The sequence below is a fragment of the Pseudobacillus badius genome (assembly GCF_002189605.1).
Lineage (GTDB): Bacteria > Bacillota > Bacilli > Bacillales > Domibacillaceae > Pseudobacillus > Pseudobacillus badius.
On sequence record NZ_MWMM01000001.1, the window covers coordinates 506,587 to 521,336 of the forward strand.

At 44.8% G+C, this 14,750-nt stretch carries 14 protein-coding genes; 12 read left to right on the top strand and 2 right to left on the bottom strand.

Annotated features, from left to right (window positions below; translation table 11 throughout):
* The first annotated feature begins 19 nt into the window (after positions 1–19).
* Together B1A98_RS02440 and B1A98_RS02445 are read left to right on the top strand one after the other, a co-directional pair.
* Positions 20–709, top strand: a complete 690-nt coding sequence (locus tag B1A98_RS02440; protein WP_041100164.1) for a CoA transferase subunit A — start codon at positions 20–22, stop codon at positions 707–709.
* Between the two features lie 13 nt (positions 710–722).
* A complete protein-coding gene (locus tag B1A98_RS02445) occupies positions 723–1,376 on the top strand; it encodes a CoA transferase subunit B (protein WP_063383577.1) in 654 nt (217 codons plus the stop codon).
* Positions 1,377–1,442: 66 nt separating this feature from the next.
* On the opposite strand, the gene B1A98_RS02450 is transcribed toward B1A98_RS02445, so the two are convergent.
* Positions 1,443–2,051, bottom strand: coding sequence for a trimeric intracellular cation channel family protein (locus B1A98_RS02450; protein WP_063383578.1), 609 nt, complete (start codon positions 2,049–2,051; stop codon positions 1,443–1,445).
* Between the two features lie 196 nt (positions 2,052–2,247).
* Here B1A98_RS02450 and hflX point away from each other — a divergent pair, with 196 nt between their 5' ends.
* From hflX to kynU, 6 genes are all read left to right on the top strand, one after another.
* Positions 2,248–3,489: a GTPase HflX gene (hflX, locus tag B1A98_RS02455; protein ID WP_063383656.1), complete on the top strand. Its 1,242-nt coding sequence runs from the start codon at positions 2,248–2,250 to the stop codon at positions 3,487–3,489.
* Between the two features lie 18 nt (positions 3,490–3,507).
* Entirely contained in the window at positions 3,508–4,770 is a 1,263-nt protein-coding gene (locus tag B1A98_RS02460) for a methionine gamma-lyase family protein (RefSeq protein ID WP_063383579.1), read from the top strand.
* A 209-nt stretch (positions 4,771–4,979) separates the two neighbouring features.
* A complete protein-coding gene (locus B1A98_RS02465; protein ID WP_041100172.1) occupies positions 4,980–5,381 on the top strand; it encodes a MerR family transcriptional regulator in 402 nt (133 codons plus the stop codon).
* A gap of 33 nt (positions 5,382–5,414) precedes the next feature.
* Entirely contained in the window at positions 5,415–6,749 is a 1,335-nt protein-coding gene (glnA, locus tag B1A98_RS02470; RefSeq protein WP_041100173.1) for a type I glutamate--ammonia ligase, read from the top strand.
* A 334-nt stretch (positions 6,750–7,083) separates the two neighbouring features.
* Positions 7,084–8,436, top strand: coding sequence for a glycosyltransferase family 2 protein (locus tag B1A98_RS02475; protein WP_063383580.1), 1,353 nt, complete (start codon positions 7,084–7,086; stop codon positions 8,434–8,436).
* 550 nt (positions 8,437–8,986) lie between these two features.
* Positions 8,987–10,273 (top strand): kynureninase, encoded by a 1,287-nt coding sequence (gene kynU, locus B1A98_RS02480; RefSeq protein ID WP_063383657.1) that lies wholly within the window; start codon positions 8,987–8,989, stop codon positions 10,271–10,273.
* A gap of 208 nt (positions 10,274–10,481) precedes the next feature.
* Here the strand turns inward: kynU and lexA are convergent, their stop codons facing one another.
* Entirely contained in the window at positions 10,482–11,099 is a 618-nt protein-coding gene (gene lexA / locus B1A98_RS02485; RefSeq protein ID WP_041100872.1) for a transcriptional repressor LexA, read from the bottom strand.
* Positions 11,100–11,258: 159 nt separating this feature from the next.
* Here lexA and yneA point away from each other — a divergent pair, with 159 nt between their 5' ends.
* The 4 genes from yneA (at position 11,259) to tkt (ending at position 14,747) form a co-directional block, all read left to right on the top strand.
* Positions 11,259–11,579, top strand: coding sequence for a cell division suppressor protein YneA (gene yneA, locus B1A98_RS02490; RefSeq protein ID WP_063383581.1), 321 nt, complete (start codon positions 11,259–11,261; stop codon positions 11,577–11,579).
* Between the two features lie 6 nt (positions 11,580–11,585).
* The gene (locus B1A98_RS02495) at positions 11,586–12,242 is read left to right on the top strand and encodes a YneB family resolvase-like protein (protein ID WP_063383582.1); all 657 of its coding nucleotides are present in this window, start codon (positions 11,586–11,588) and stop codon (positions 12,240–12,242) included.
* Positions 12,243–12,351: 109 nt separating this feature from the next.
* Positions 12,352–12,585, top strand: coding sequence for a DUF896 domain-containing protein (locus B1A98_RS02500; RefSeq protein ID WP_041100876.1), 234 nt, complete (start codon positions 12,352–12,354; stop codon positions 12,583–12,585).
* Between the two features lie 155 nt (positions 12,586–12,740).
* Entirely contained in the window at positions 12,741–14,747 is a 2,007-nt protein-coding gene (gene tkt, locus B1A98_RS02505) for a transketolase (protein ID WP_063383583.1), read from the top strand.
* Positions 14,748–14,750: the final 3 nt, after the last annotated feature.

Sequence of the window (14,750 nt, forward strand, 5' to 3'; positions counted from 1 at the left end):
TAAAAGGAGGGGAAACGGGATGAAAACAATCTACACGAGCTTTCAGGAAGCAGTGTCCGGCATTAAAGACGGAATGACGGTGATGGTTGGCGGCTTTGGTTTATGCGGAATACCTGAAAACCTGATTAAAGCGCTTGCTGACTCTGGAGTGAAGGACTTAACGATCATTTCCAATAACTGTGGAGTAGATGACTGGGGGCTTGGGCTGTTATTAAGGAATAAACAGATTAAAAAAATCGTTGGTTCCTATGTTGGAGAAAATAAAGAGTTTGAGCGGCAAATGCTTGCAGGAGAAATAGAAGTAGAGTTAACGCCTCAAGGGACGCTGGCGGAGAAAATCCGGGCTGGCGGCGCCGGCATCCCGGCTTTTTATACACCAGCCGGCGTGGGAACCCCTATTGCTGAAGGAAAGGAAGTACGGGAGTTTAACGGAAAAGAGTATTTGCTTGAGGAAGCTTTAACAGCCGATTTCAGTTTAGTGAGGGCTTGGAAGGCAGATAAGAAAGGCAACCTTCTTTATAATAAAACTGCCCGAAACTTCAATCCGATGATTGCGGCTGCCGGAAAAGTGACGATCGCGGAAGCAGAGGAGATTGTGGAAACCGGAGAGCTCAACCCGGATCATATTCATACACCAGGCATTTACGTGCAGGCCTTGATTCAGGGAGATCAGGAAAAACGAATTGAACGAAAAACCACTCGTCAATAAAGGAGGGATATGGATGGATACAAGAGAGAAGATTGCAAGGCGTGCAGAAAAGGAGATTACAAGCGGCGATTACGTGAATTTAGGCATTGGAATGCCGACATTAGTTGCTAACTTTATCTCGGAAAACAAAGAAGTCGTACTGCAGTCAGAGAATGGTCTGCTTGGCATAGGTCCCTATCCAAAGGAAGAAGAAGTAGATGCCGATTTGATCAACGCCGGAAAAGAGACAGTGACAGCGATCTCCGGAGCGGCTTACTTTGATAGTTCTGAATCCTTTGCGATGATCCGCGGCGGCCATATTGATGTGGCTATTTTGGGCGGCATGGAGGTTTCCCAAGGCGGTGATTTGGCTAACTGGATGATTCCCGGAAAAATGGTGAAAGGAATGGGAGGAGCTATGGATCTTGTTCATGGTGCCCGAAAAACGATCGTGATTATGGATCATGTAAATAAGCATGGCCAATCTAAAATTTTAAAAGAATGCCAGCTTCCTTTAACCGGCAAAGGAGTCGTTCAGCGCATTATAACAGACAGAGCAGTTATGGATGTCACGCCAGCCGGCCTGAAGCTTATGGAGGTGGCCGAAGGATATTCGGTAGAGGAAATTCTTGAATGCACGGAAGCGGAACTGACTGTTTCAGAAAGCGTACAGCTGAATGCTTTTTGATAAAGAAAAAGGGCTGTCCCGGAAGGTCATGTAAAATGACTTTTTGGGCTGGTCCCTTTTTCTCATTTATTGATGAAGAGCCCTTTTTGGCAGCTTCCATTTTAATTTATAAGATAATACCCGGAGAACGGTAATCGCTATAAAAAGTATGATCAACTCAACGGGTGCAGTTGTGATGCTCAGTCCGATGAGCAGGCCTGCCAGTGCAGCCCACAGACCGTAAATTTCATTATGCAAAAGAGCAGGCTTCCTGCCCGCCAGCAGGTCACGCACGAGTCCGCCGCCGCTGCCGGTCAGGACTGCCGCTACGATGACGGCGCTGATCGGATGATTCATGCCGACTGCATACAAAGCACCTTGCACGGCAAAAGCGGATAAACCGATCGCATCAAAGAAGTTTCCCCATACCGGCCAGTGCTTAAGCATATTATGCGGAAAAAGAATAGTCGCCGTAATCGATAAGAGGGCGATCTGGAAAAAGTCTCCTTGCTCCCATAATGCGGAAACAGGTACTCCGATTAATAAGTTGCGAATAGCTCCGCCGCCAAAAGCCGTAATCATGCCTAATATATATATTCCAAATACATCGTAATCTTCTTCCATTGCCACAATCGCTCCGGAAATAGCAAACGCGATTGTGCCGATAACCGTAAAAATATCCCAAGTAAATTCCACAGAAGTTCCCCCTTACGAAAGTGTTCCCGGCAATTTATTATAGTATTGGAATGGCTAAAGAACCAGCTTATCTTTTCAGAAGAGGAAAAAAACTTGTTTTTATTAGTGAATGCCCGGCAATTCGTATTTTAGTCTGGTTTTTGGTAAGATGGATGGAAGAAAATGATAAAGGAAAGAAGGAACCTAATTGACAAAAATGGAGAAAGAGAAAGTGATCCTTGCTGGGTGTCAGTTGACCGATGATACCGAACAATTTTTATATTCTATGCAAGAATTAAAATCATTGATAGAAACGGCGCAAGGCGAATCGTTAGCGATGATCACACAAAAGAGAGAGCGCATTCATCCCGGCACTTACATCGGCAAAGGAAAAGTGGAAGAGTTAAAGAGGCTGGAAGAGGAACTGGAGCCGGATCTGATTATTTTCAATGGGGAGCTGTCTCCAAGCCAAATCAGAAATTTATCTGCGGAATTTTCGGCTAGAGTGATTGACCGGACGCAATTAATCCTTGATATTTTTGCTCGGCGCGCCCGTTCAAGAGAGGGGCAGCTGCAGGTGGAGCTTGCCCAGCTGCAATATTTGCTGCCGCGGCTCTCCGGACAAGGAACGGCCCTTTCCCGTCTTGGCGGAGGCATTGGAACGAGGGGACCGGGTGAAACAAAGCTGGAAAGCGACCGGCGCCATATTCGCCGGCGCATTGATGAAATTAAGCGGCAGCTGCATACAATCGTCCATCATCGTGAACGATATCGAAGTCGGCGCAAAAAGAACCGGGCGTTTCAAATTGCGCTTGTCGGCTATACAAATGCCGGAAAGTCTACCTTGTTTAACAGATTAACGGCAGCTGATTCATTGGAGGAAAACCAGTTGTTTGCCACGCTTGATCCTTTAACGCGCAAATTGGTTTTGCCGAGCGGCTATCAAGCGATTTTAACTGATACGGTAGGTTTTATTCAAGACTTGCCGACAACGCTGGTCGCTGCCTTCCGCTCTACACTTGAAGAGGTGAGTGAAGCCGATTTGCTGCTGCACGTTGTGGATAGTGCAAACCCTGACTTGATGCAGCATCAAGAGACAGTGCGAAGTCTGCTGGAGCAATTAGAAATGGATCATTTGCCTGAACTGACAGTGTATAATAAGAGGGATATCCAGCATGAAGAGTTTGTTCCTTCTTCCGCTTCTGCAAACATCTTGATCAGTGCGGTGAATGAAGAGGATCGCTTAAAGCTGAAGGAAGTAATCGAAAGGATGATCAGGGAGCAGATGACTTCGTATAACGGGCGAATTCCGGCTTCTGCCGGCAAACTGCTCGCCCAGCTAAAAACAGAAACGATTGTAGACTCTATCTTATTCGATGAAGAAGAGCAAGTGTACCGAGTGAAAGGATTTGCCTTTAAGGATCATCCGATTGCTGGGGAAATTAGTAAATACATATAATGTAAAGGGAGAGCAGGTATGTTTGAATTATTAACACAAGGACAAACTATTCAGCCGATTGCCGAGGAGGCTGAAGCGCAAATTGCCGAAGTGCATCGCAAGATCGAAAAAACGGCTGAATTCAATCAATTCCGTGTGCTGGAAAGCTTTAAAAAGCATCGGGTAAGCGAATTTCATTTCACCCCTTCGACCGGCTACGGTTATGATGACACCGGCCGTGATACGCTTGAAAACATTTATGCGGACGTATTCGGCGGAGAAGCGGCTCTCGTCCGCCCGCAGATTATTTCGGGCACACATGCCATTTCCATTGCTTTATTTGGCATATTGCGTCCAGGGGATGAACTGCTTTATATTACGGGTGATCCGTATGATACGCTGGAAGAAATTGTCGGAATCTCCGGCAAGGGAACGGGGTCACTCAAGGAATTTGGCATTTCCTACCGCAGTGTTCCGCTGGGGACGAGCGGCCGGCCGGATTACGCTGCCATTGAGGCAGCCATTCAGCCGAATACGAAGATGATCGGCATTCAGCGCTCGAAAGGCTATGCTGTCCGGCCTTCATTCACGATGGCGGATATAGAAGAAATGATTCAGTTTGTAAAGAAAATAAAAAGTGATGTGATTGTCTTTGTTGACAATTGCTACGGGGAGTTCACAGAAGAGAAGGAGCCTTGTCATGTTGGCGCTGATTTGATGGCAGGTTCATTAATTAAAAACCCAGGAGGCGGTCTTGCCAAAACCGGCGGCTACATAGCAGGAAAAGCCGATTATGTGGAAAGTTGTTCTTACCGGATGACCTCCCCGGGGATTGGAGCAGAGGCGGGCGCCAGCCTCTACAGCTTGCAAGAGATGTATCAGGGCTTTTTCCTCGCCCCTCACGTTGTAGGCGAAAGTTTAAAGGGAGCGGTTTTCACTGCTGCGATGCTTGAAAAAATGGGCATGAATACGACTCCGAAATGGCATGAAAAAAGAACAGACCTTATCCAGGCGGTTCAGTTTGACGACCGGGAGAAGATGATTGCTTTTTGCCAGGCCATTCAGCAGGCTTCCCCGGTTAATTCCCATGTAACGCCTTACCCTAGCTACATGCCGGGCTATGAAGACGATGTCATTATGGCTGCAGGAACATTTGTTCAGGGGGCGAGCATCGAGCTTTCTGCTGATGGTCCGCTGCGCCCGCCATTTGCTGCCTATGTGCAGGGGGGACTCACTTATTCACATGTGAAAATTGCTGTATGTTATGCTCTAAATCATTTAATTGAGAAAAAGCTATTGTAAGAACGAGGCTGCAAAAACACTTTATGTTTTTGCAGCTTTTTTATGGTTATAGAAGAATGCTTGTGTTGTCCTTATTTGTCTGCAAAGGAAAGCGGGTAGGAGCGAAATGCATTTTGTGAAAATTTTTCATGTAAGAAAACCTAACATGGGTTTGACATATAAGTTGACGGGGTATAAAATAAAGGACATGAAGAAAGGAGGAATCATTGATGAACAGCAAAATCAGGCGTTCTATGCCGCTATTCCCGATAGGAACGGTCATGAAACTAACCGATTTATCCGCCAGGCAAATACGCTACTATGAAGAACATCAACTGATTCGTCCCGAACGGACTGCAGGCAATCGCCGGCTCTTTTCTTTATATGATATTGATCGTTTGCTTGAAATTAAGGATCTGCTCGATGAAGGAATTAACATGGCAGGAATCAAAAAAATCTTATTGAAGGAAGATGAGAGCGTACATAATCCGTTAAAAGCCGAGTTAGAGCAAGATAAGAAAGTTTCTACAGACGAAGAAGTCAGAAGGTTGTTGCGCAAGGAATTTATTAATGCCGGTCGCTTTTACCGAAACGATCTCCCGTCCGGAGACCGATTTCGTTATTTTCATTAAAATAGTGCCAAATCATAAGGAGGAATTATTTTTATGGGCAAGTACACAAAAGAAGATATTATCAATTTAGCAAGAGAGGAAAATGTTAAGTTCATCCGCCTGCAATTCACTGATATTTTAGGAACGATTAAAAACGTTGAAATCCCAGTGAGCCAATTGCCGAAAGCGCTGGACAATAAAATGATGTTTGACGGTTCTTCTATTGAAGGCTTCGTGCGCATTGAAGAGTCTGATATGAACTTGTATCCGGACCTTGATACATGGGTTGTATTTCCATGGACAGCGGAAAAAGGCAAGGTAGCCCGCTTGATTTGTGATATTTACATGCCTGATGGCACACCGTTTGCTGGAGATCCGCGCAGCAATTTAAAGCGTGTGTTAAAAGAAATGGAAGAACTCGGTTTTTCAAACTTCAATTTAGGACCTGAACCGGAATTCTTCTTGTTTAAACTGGATGCTAACGGCGAGCCGACTTTAGAACTTAACGATAATGGCGGGTACTTTGACTTAGCGCCGACGGATCTTGGCGAAAACTGCCGCCGCGATATTGTTTTAGAGCTGGAGGAAATGGGCTTTGAAATTGAAGCTTCTCATCATGAAGTGGCGCCAGGACAACATGAAATTGACTTTAAATATGCCAATGCTTTAACAGCCTGCGATGATATTCAAACATTTAAGCTAGTTGTTAAAACTATCGCGAGAAAGCATGGCTTACACGCAACCTTTATGCCAAAACCGCTGTTCGGAGTAAGCGGATCAGGCATGCACTGCAATATGTCGTTATTTAGAGAAGGAAAAAATGCTTTCTATGATGAAAAAGGCGAGCTGCAGTTGAGTGAAACAGCTTACCAATTTATCGCAGGCACAATCAAGCACGCTAAAGGATTCACAGCGATTACTAATCCGACGGTCAATTCGTATAAGCGTCTTGTGCCAGGATATGAAGCGCCTTGTTATGTTGCTTGGTCCGGACAAAACCGCAGCCCGTTGATTCGTATTCCATCCGCACGCGGCATGAGCACGCGCGTGGAAGTGCGCAGTGTGGACCCGGCAGCGAACCCATATTTGGCAATGGCTGTCCTTCTGCAAGCGGGTCTCGATGGCATCAAAAACGCCATGACGCCACCGCCTGCAGTAGACCGCAACATTTACACAATGAATGAAGAAGAAAGAGAGCGGGAGGGTGTAGAAGACCTGCCGGGTACATTGGCAGAAGCTCTTCGCATGCTGAAGAAAGATGAAGTGATTCAAGCTGCTCTTGGCGAACACATCCTCGAGCACTTTATCGAAGCCAAAGAAATTGAATGGGATATGTTCCGCACACAAGTTCATCCATGGGAACGCGAGCAATATATGCAAATGTATTAATAGTGAAACCCCTTGAGCCATCTGGCTTTAAGGGGTTTTTGTTTGGGGGCATATTCCTCCTGTGTAAGTATGGGATAGAAAAGGAAGAAATCCCTATGGCCATAACTGTGCATGCTGAATTGATTATAGTCGATAATCTTTTTTATCCTGATGTGATGATATAAAGCCTGATTATTAAGGTTTTTGGCGAGGGAGAGGGAAGATGTGTAGTGTATAAAATCAGTTTTTCGTGACAAGTATAATGGTTATTTAGACCTAAAAAAGGTGGATTTTTTGGTTAAATTTGTTTAAAATACAGATTATACAAATTTAATGGATATTTGAGGTAAAGCATATGCAACCCAATATAAACCCCGTTAGACCTAATTTTAAGACTGGAAGAGACCGTTATTATCTAACTGTTACTGCGAAATTTTGGATAAGTCATGCGATTTCGGCTGGTTGGATGATCTTTTCTATTTATCTTTCATTGCCTTGGTTAAAAGATTTAGCATCCATTGTTTCTCTTCCCGCCGCGATCCTGATTATTGGAGGAATAGCTTATATTCCGGGGTATATGAGCGCTTTTCTTGTAGCGAGCTTATTATTGGACAGGCAGCCTGTATTTAAAGATGAATACCCTTCTGATTCTGTATCTTTGCTTATCGCCGCTTATAACGAGGAGCAGTCTATCTTTGATACACTAAAATATGTAGCTGATCAAGATTACATGGGAGAGATACAGGTGTTTGTGATTAATAATCTTTCCACGGACGATACAGAAGAAGAAATTATGAGAGCAAAGAGAGAATTAGATTTGAATATCACTATTTTTCATGAATCTCAGCCCGGTAAGTTTCATGCTCTGAATAACGGATTGCAATATGTCGTTACCCCTTACGTGATTACTTTAGATGCTGATACGGTGCTTCATCCATCTGCTGTCCGCTATTTAGTTTCAAGAATAAAAAGCAGCCCTCCTGATGTATGTGCCGTGGCTGGGTCTATGCTTGTTCGCAACAGCCGTAAAACGATTTGGACTAGAGTGCAAGAGTGGGATTACTTTCTAGGAATTGCCTCTATAAAAAGATTACAAGGGCTATACCAAGGTACACTGGTTGCTCAAGGCGCCTTTAGTTTATACAAAACAGAATGTGTACAAGAGGTACAGGGCTGGCCAGATGCAATCGGAGAAGACATTGTATTAACCTGGAGGCTTTTAAAAAAGGGTTGGAAGGTATATTTTGAACCTTTGGCGGTCGCTTTCACGGATGCCCCGACAACTCTTGGCCACTTTGCTAAACAGCGTTCTAGATGGGCACGAGGAATGATTGAGGGCTTGAATGAAATTAAGCCATGGAAGCAGCCGCAAGTGTATACAAAGTATCTTACCGGCATTAACCTAGTCATGCCATATTTGGATTTTGTTTATACCTTCTGTTGGCTTCCTGGTCTGATTTTGGCTTTCTTTGGCTTTTATTGGATTGCAGGACCTATGACTTTGCTGGTTTTGCCTCTAACGGTTATTAGTTACGGTTTGCTGTATCTGTATCAAAAAAACTATGTATTTAATAACCTTGATTTAAGAATACGAAAAAATAAGCTGGGGTTTGTCCTCTTTATTCTTTTTTATCAAATGATCATGTCCCCAGTCTCTGTCTGGGGATATCTGCAGGAATTATTTAAATCCAAGCGTGTCTGGGAGTAGGCCAGGCCGGGGTATATAAACGATGATTGCAGGGATCAATCTATACTATTGGAAAACGAACGCTCTCCTATTTGAGAGGACTCCGGATTGCAGACACATTCAATGAAAATTGAAGTTTGTCTGCAATCTTTTTTATTTGGCTAGTGGATGGGGCGGCTGATTTCCATTCCAATCAACAGAGTGTACAAAGTCAAGGGAGCCGTACAACAATGCCTGTTTGAAAATAAATCGATCCAACGCTTGAGTATATTATTTTCTGCTAGGTGCCTTTAATTCCTGGCATTTGAGTCTATCTAGTCTGTAAAAAATATATAGTATAACAGGAATGAAATGCTCCTTTTATAAAATGAGCAAGCGACTGCTGGGGGAGCGGCCAACTTACACGCTGGTGAAAGAGAAGGACTCGTGCGATCAAGCGCTAATTCTCTGCAAGGGTATAGCTTAAAGGTTTCTCTATCAACAATGAACGTAAAGTGCTTGTGCGGTATGCGAGGCATCATCACTGAAGCAGAAGCAAAGGGGGATAGACCGGAAAATGGGAGATAAAGACATGGATAATAAGGAGTTGGATGATTCTTATGAATTTGCTTGCCGGCTTGATCAACAAGATAGACTGGCGCGGTTTCGGGAAGAATTTTATATTCCAAAAGGAAAGATTTATCTTGACGGCAATTCGCTGGGTTTGCTGTCTAAACGGTCGGAAGCCTCATTATTGGAGCTTTTGGATTCGTGGAAACAATTTGGGATTGACGGCTGGACAGAAGGAAACCATCCATGGTATCACCTTTCTGAACAGCTAGGGAGAAAGCTGGCGCCATTAGTGGGAGCCTGTCCTGAAGAGGTAATCGTAACCGGGTCTACAACAACGAACCTCCATCAAATGGTCGCAACCTTTTATCAGCCGCAAGGCAATCGAACGAAAATACTGGCGGACGAATTGACCTTTCCTTCCGATATTTATGTGCTGCAAAGCCAGCTAAAGCTGAAAGGCTACAATCCGGACACACACTTAATCCGCGTGAAAAGCCGGGATGGTCGCTTTCTTGATGAAGAGAGGATTATTGAGGCGATGACCGGGGAAGTTGCTTTAGCGGTGTTGCCTAGTGTGCTTTATCGAAGCGGGCAAATTCTTGATATGCGGCGCCTGGCAAAAGCTGCTCATACGCGCGGAGTTTTGATTGGCTTTGACCTTTGCCACTCCGTCGGCGCTATCTTGCATGAGTTAAGTGCGTGGGAAGCAGACTTTGCTGTTTGGTGCAATTACAAGTATTTGAATAGCGGCCCCGGAAGTGTCGGCGCATTATATGTAAATAAGAAGCATATCGGAAGATTTCCCGGCCTTGCAGGATGGTTCAGCTCCGCTAAACATAAGCAATTTGATATGGAACACGTGCTGACACCGGCTGAGGCAGCAGGAGCCTATCAAATCGGCACCCCTCACATATTAAGCGCAGCACCTTTAATTGGATCGCTTCAGATGTTTGAGGAAGCAGGCATGGAAAATCTGCGGAAAAAGTCTTTGGATATGACGCGTTACATGATGAAGCTGATTATGAAAGAGCGGCAGCATATAAGGGTTGAAATTGGCAATCCTTTAGAGGATCACCAGCGCGGCGGGCATATTTATTTAGAGCATAAAGAAGCAGCGCGCATTTGCAGAGCATTGAAGGCGAATGGGGTCATTCCTGATTTTCGAGCCCCCAACGGCATCCGGCTGGCGCCTGTTCCTCTCTACAATACGTATAAAGAAGTATGGGAGGCTGTGCAAATTCTAAGAAGAATCATGGAAGAGGAGCAATACAAGCAGTTTAAAAACGAGCGGGGCGTTATTGCCTAAGAAAAGGCTCTTATAAATCCTTCGGTATGACCGGTTCCTACCAAGAAAGTTCTTTCTCTGGCCGCCACACAGCTGGAGATTTTTTTGTTTTTTCGAATAAATCATATTTACTGAATTTTTTCATAGGATAGAGTAACTGTTTCTCTACTATTCTCTTAAAAAGTAACAACTCCTTTCAGCGGCAGGCTAAAAAGGAGCTGTACAGTCATTAATGAATATCGCGATAGACACCGATTACTTTGCCTAGAATAGTAGCGTTCGGCAAAATGATTGGCTCCATGGATGAATTTTCAGGCTGAAGCCGGATAAAATCTTTTTCCTTAAAGAAGCGCTTGACAGTCGCTTCATCTTCTTCAGTCATGGCTACAACAATTTCGCCGTTTTTGGCTGTTTGCTGCTGCCGGACAACCACATAATCACCATCTAAAATCCCTGCTTCAATCATGCTGTCACCCATAATTTCAAGCATAAACACATGTTCATCAGCCGGAGCCAAGCGTTCAGGCAAAGGGAAATACTCTTCAATGTTTTCGATCGCGGTAATCGGCAAGCCTGCTGTTACTTTTCCGATTAACGGCACATTAACTACCTTTTGGCGCGGCACCGCGTCCTCCATTTCCAGTATTTCAATAGCGCGCGGCTTCGTTGGATCGCGGCGGATCAATCCTTTGCTTTCCAGCCGGGAAAGATGACCGTGGACAGTAGAACTGGATGCAAGCCCGACGGCTTCACCGATTTCCCGAACGGACGGAGGATAGCCTTTTGCTTTGACTTCCAGCTTGATAAAGTCCAAAATATCCTGCTGCCTCTTCGATAATTTTGTCATTTGTCTGCACCTCTTAGATTTGTCTCTTTTCTGTATTATAACATGCTATTTTTCGTGATACAAACATAAGTTCGAATAAAATCTTGACTCAAACAAATGTTCCTATTACAATAAAAATAAATATACGAACGAATATTCGCTTGAAAGGGCTGTGAAGTGATGAAAACATTTGTAAAAAACAATTCTTTTGTTCTCTTATTTATGGCTGTTACAATAATAGCGGGAGCAATGCTGATTTTCAGCGTGAGCGAGGAAGGACTTCCGTATCAAGAAATTACCGTGCAGGAAGGAGACTCGCTTTGGAGCATTGCCAAACAATACAACAATGCCAAAGACATGAAGGAAGAGGATTTCATTATGTGGGTTCAAAAAGAAAATCAGCTGCATTCTGTGAAAATTCTGCCTGGTGATACATTGATTATCCCCGTTGCCTCGCATCCCTCTCACGCGGGCGGGCAAGTCGCATTCAAAGGAGAATGAGTTTAAGTGAAAGCTATTATATATTGCCGCGTAAGTACGAAAAAGGAAGTTCAGGAAACCTCGCTTCAGCGGCAGGAGGAGGAGCTGCTCAGCCTTGCTGCCAAAAAAGGGTACGAGGTGGCAGAGGTTATTAAGGAGCAGGCGAGCGGGTATGATCTGGACAGGCCAGGCATGCTTGATTTACTTGATTTAGCGAAAAGGGAGCCGATTGATGCTGTTCTCATTCAGGATGAAACGAGAATTGGAAGAGGGAACGCTAAAATTGCTTTGCTGCACTGCTTGTTTAAAGAAGGGGTCAAGGTGTTCAGCATCGCCGATGATGGAGAATTGCAGCTGTCTGAATCTGACTCCATGGTTATTCAAATTGTCAGCATGGTAGAGGAGTACCAGCGAAAGATTCATAACTTAAAAATCAAACGAGGCATGAAGCGGGCGGTGGAAAATGGTTTCCGGCCGGAAGAAAATTTGAAAAACCGGGGAAATCCTGCTGGCAGGGAGAGAAAAGAAGTACCTGTAGAAGAGATTGTCCGGCTGCGCCGCAACAATTTAACCTTTGAAGAAATTGCTGCTACATTAAAGGGGTTTGGCTATCAAGTATCAAAAGCGACTGTCCATAGAAGGTTTCAAGAGTATACCGAACAGGCGGGCGAAGAGATTGACTAAGCAATCCACTTGTTTGTTCGTGCACTTTTTAATACAATAAGGGCAAGAATTAAATGCTGAAAAGAAAGGAGAGCCTGCTAATTGACAATGGATTAGCAGCAACCCATGTATGCTTTCTGAAGATAAACTTGCCCGCATTAATGAACTTTCCAAAAAATCAAAAACGACAGGACTGTCCGCTGAAGAACAAGCAGAACAGGCCAGCCTGCGTCAAGAATATTTAGCAGCTTTTCGTTCATCTATGAAGGATACAGTAGAGGGAGTGCGCATTTTCGATACTGAAGGAAATGAAGTCACCCCCAAAAAGCTTCAAGATATTCAAAAGCGGAAAAAAATGCATTAAAAAAGCCGGCAGCTGCCGGCTTTTTTAATGCTTAAACGGAAAGACTAATGAACAAGCGAAACTCTGCTATCAGATATTCGCAGACGTCTTGTATAATTTGATAAAGACCTATATATTTAAGTAGGTACAATATTTGTGAGGAAAGGAAGTTTGCCATGTTTGATAAAGTTGATCAATTAGCAGTGAATACGATCCGCACACTTTCTATAGATGCGATTGAAAAAGCCAATTCCGGACATCCGGGCTTGCCGATGGGAGCTGCCCCGATGGCTTACACGTTGTGGAGCCGGTTTATGAACCACAATCCTAAAAATTCTAAATGGTTTAACCGCGACCGTTTTGTTTTATCCGCGGGACACGGCTCTATGCTTTTGTACAGCCTGCTGCATTTGTCAGGTTACGATTTATCCATGGATGAAATTAAAAATTTCCGCCAATGGGGCAGCAAGACGCCAGGACATCCGGAGTACGGACATACAGACGGTGTTGAGGCAACAACAGGCCCGCTTGGACAAGGAATTGCTATGTCTGTAGGAATGGCGATGGCAGAAAGACATTTGGCTGCCGTCTATAATAAAGATCAATACAAGGTAGTCAACCATTATACATACACACTTTGCGGTGATGGAGACTTGATGGAAGGGGTAGCTTCTGAGGCAGCTTCTCTTGCCGGTCATCTAAAGCTGGGCCGTCTAATTGCCCTTTATGATTCTAATGACATTTCTCTGGATGGAGATCTTGATAAGTCTTTCTCCGAGAGTGTAGCAGACCGATTTAAAGCATATGGCTGGCAATATCTCCGCGTGGAAAACGGCAATGACATGGAGGAGATTGCCAAAGCGATTGAAGAAGCACAGAAAGATGAAGATCGTCCGACACTCATTGAAGTGAAAACAGTGATCGGTTACGGTTCTCCTAACAAATCAGGCAAGGCAGATGTGCACGGTGCTCCGCTTGGCGAGGATGAATTGAAGCTGACAAAGGATTATTATAAATGGACATTCGAAGAGGATTTTCATGTGCCTGAAGAAGTGTATGCCCGCTTCGAGGAATTAATTGTACAAAAAGGGAAAGCGGCTGAACAAGAATGGGGAAAACTCTTCGAAGAGTATAAAGAGAAATTCCCAGAGCTTGGCCAGCAGCTTCAAACGGCTATAAATGGTGAATTGGCTAGCGGCTGGGATAAGGATATTCCGAGCTATGAGCCGGGCAAATCGTTGGCGAGCCGTGCCACATCAGGAGAAGTGCTGAATGCGATCGCGAAAAACCTTCCGACTTTTATTGGCGGTTCAGCGGATTTAGCAGGCTCTAACAAAACAAGCATCAAAAATGAGAAGGATTTTTCTGCAGTTGCTTATGAAGGTCGCAACATCTGGTTTGGCGTCCGTGAATTCGCAATGGGAGCAGCAATGAATGGGATGGCGCTCCATGGCGGCCTTCAAGTATTCGGCGGGACATTCTTCGTGTTCTCTGATTATGTACGCCCGGCAATGCGTCTCTCGGCTCTAATGGGGCTGCCGGTTACCTATGTTTTCACACATGACAGTATCGCAGTAGGCGAGGATGGACCGACACATGAACCGATCGAGCATTTGTCTGCACTGCGTTCGATGCCAAATCTGTCTGTGATCCGTCCGGCGGATGCTAATGAAACAGCAGTTGCTTGGAAATTAGCTGTTTCTTCCGAATCAACACCGACTGTACTTGTGTTGACTCGCCAGAACTTGCCAACCATCCAAGGCACATCTGAGACAGCTGCAGAAGGAGTCGCAAAAGGGGCATACATCGTGTCAGCGTCCGACAAAGAGACAGCTGACTTGCTGCTGCTAGCAACCGGCTCGGAAGTGAGCCTGGCTGTGGAAGCGCAACAAGCGCTTAAGCAAGAAGGCATTGATGCTGCGGTTGTCAGCATGCCGTCATGGGACCGCTTTGAGAAACAAAGCGCGGAATATAAGCGTTCCGTTCTTCCGAAAGAAGTGAAGAAGCGCCTTGCGATTGAAATGGGTGCGTCTCTTGGCTGGGAGCGCTATACAGGCGACGAAGGCGATATCATTGCGATCGATCAATTTGGTGCGTCTGCTCCGGGCAATAAAGTAATGGCAGAATACGGATTTACAGTAGAAAATGTCGTTGCACGGGCAAAAGCGTTACTCCATCAATAATAA

Coding starts and splice junctions, on each gene's coding strand:
- B1A98_RS02500 (WP_041100876.1), top strand. CDS start 12,352: ATGCTTTCTGAAGATAAACTTGCCCGCATTAATGAACTTTCCAAAAAA.
- yneA (WP_063383581.1), top strand. CDS start 11,259: ATGAAAACATTTGTAAAAAACAATTCTTTTGTTCTCTTATTTATGGCT.
- glnA (WP_041100173.1), top strand. CDS start 5,415: ATGGGCAAGTACACAAAAGAAGATATTATCAATTTAGCAAGAGAGGAA.
- B1A98_RS02465 (WP_041100172.1), top strand. CDS start 4,980: ATGAACAGCAAAATCAGGCGTTCTATGCCGCTATTCCCGATAGGAACG.
- B1A98_RS02475 (WP_063383580.1), top strand. CDS start 7,084: ATGCAACCCAATATAAACCCCGTTAGACCTAATTTTAAGACTGGAAGA.
- B1A98_RS02445 (WP_063383577.1), top strand. CDS start 723: ATGGATACAAGAGAGAAGATTGCAAGGCGTGCAGAAAAGGAGATTACA.
- lexA (WP_041100872.1), bottom strand. CDS start 11,099: ATGACAAAATTATCGAAGAGGCAGCAGGATATTTTGGACTTTATCAAG.
- hflX (WP_063383656.1), top strand. CDS start 2,248: ATGGAGAAAGAGAAAGTGATCCTTGCTGGGTGTCAGTTGACCGATGAT.
- kynU (WP_063383657.1), top strand. CDS start 8,987: ATGGATAATAAGGAGTTGGATGATTCTTATGAATTTGCTTGCCGGCTT.
- B1A98_RS02460 (WP_063383579.1), top strand. CDS start 3,508: ATGTTTGAATTATTAACACAAGGACAAACTATTCAGCCGATTGCCGAG.
- B1A98_RS02440 (WP_041100164.1), top strand. CDS start 20: ATGAAAACAATCTACACGAGCTTTCAGGAAGCAGTGTCCGGCATTAAA.
- tkt (WP_063383583.1), top strand. CDS start 12,741: ATGTTTGATAAAGTTGATCAATTAGCAGTGAATACGATCCGCACACTT.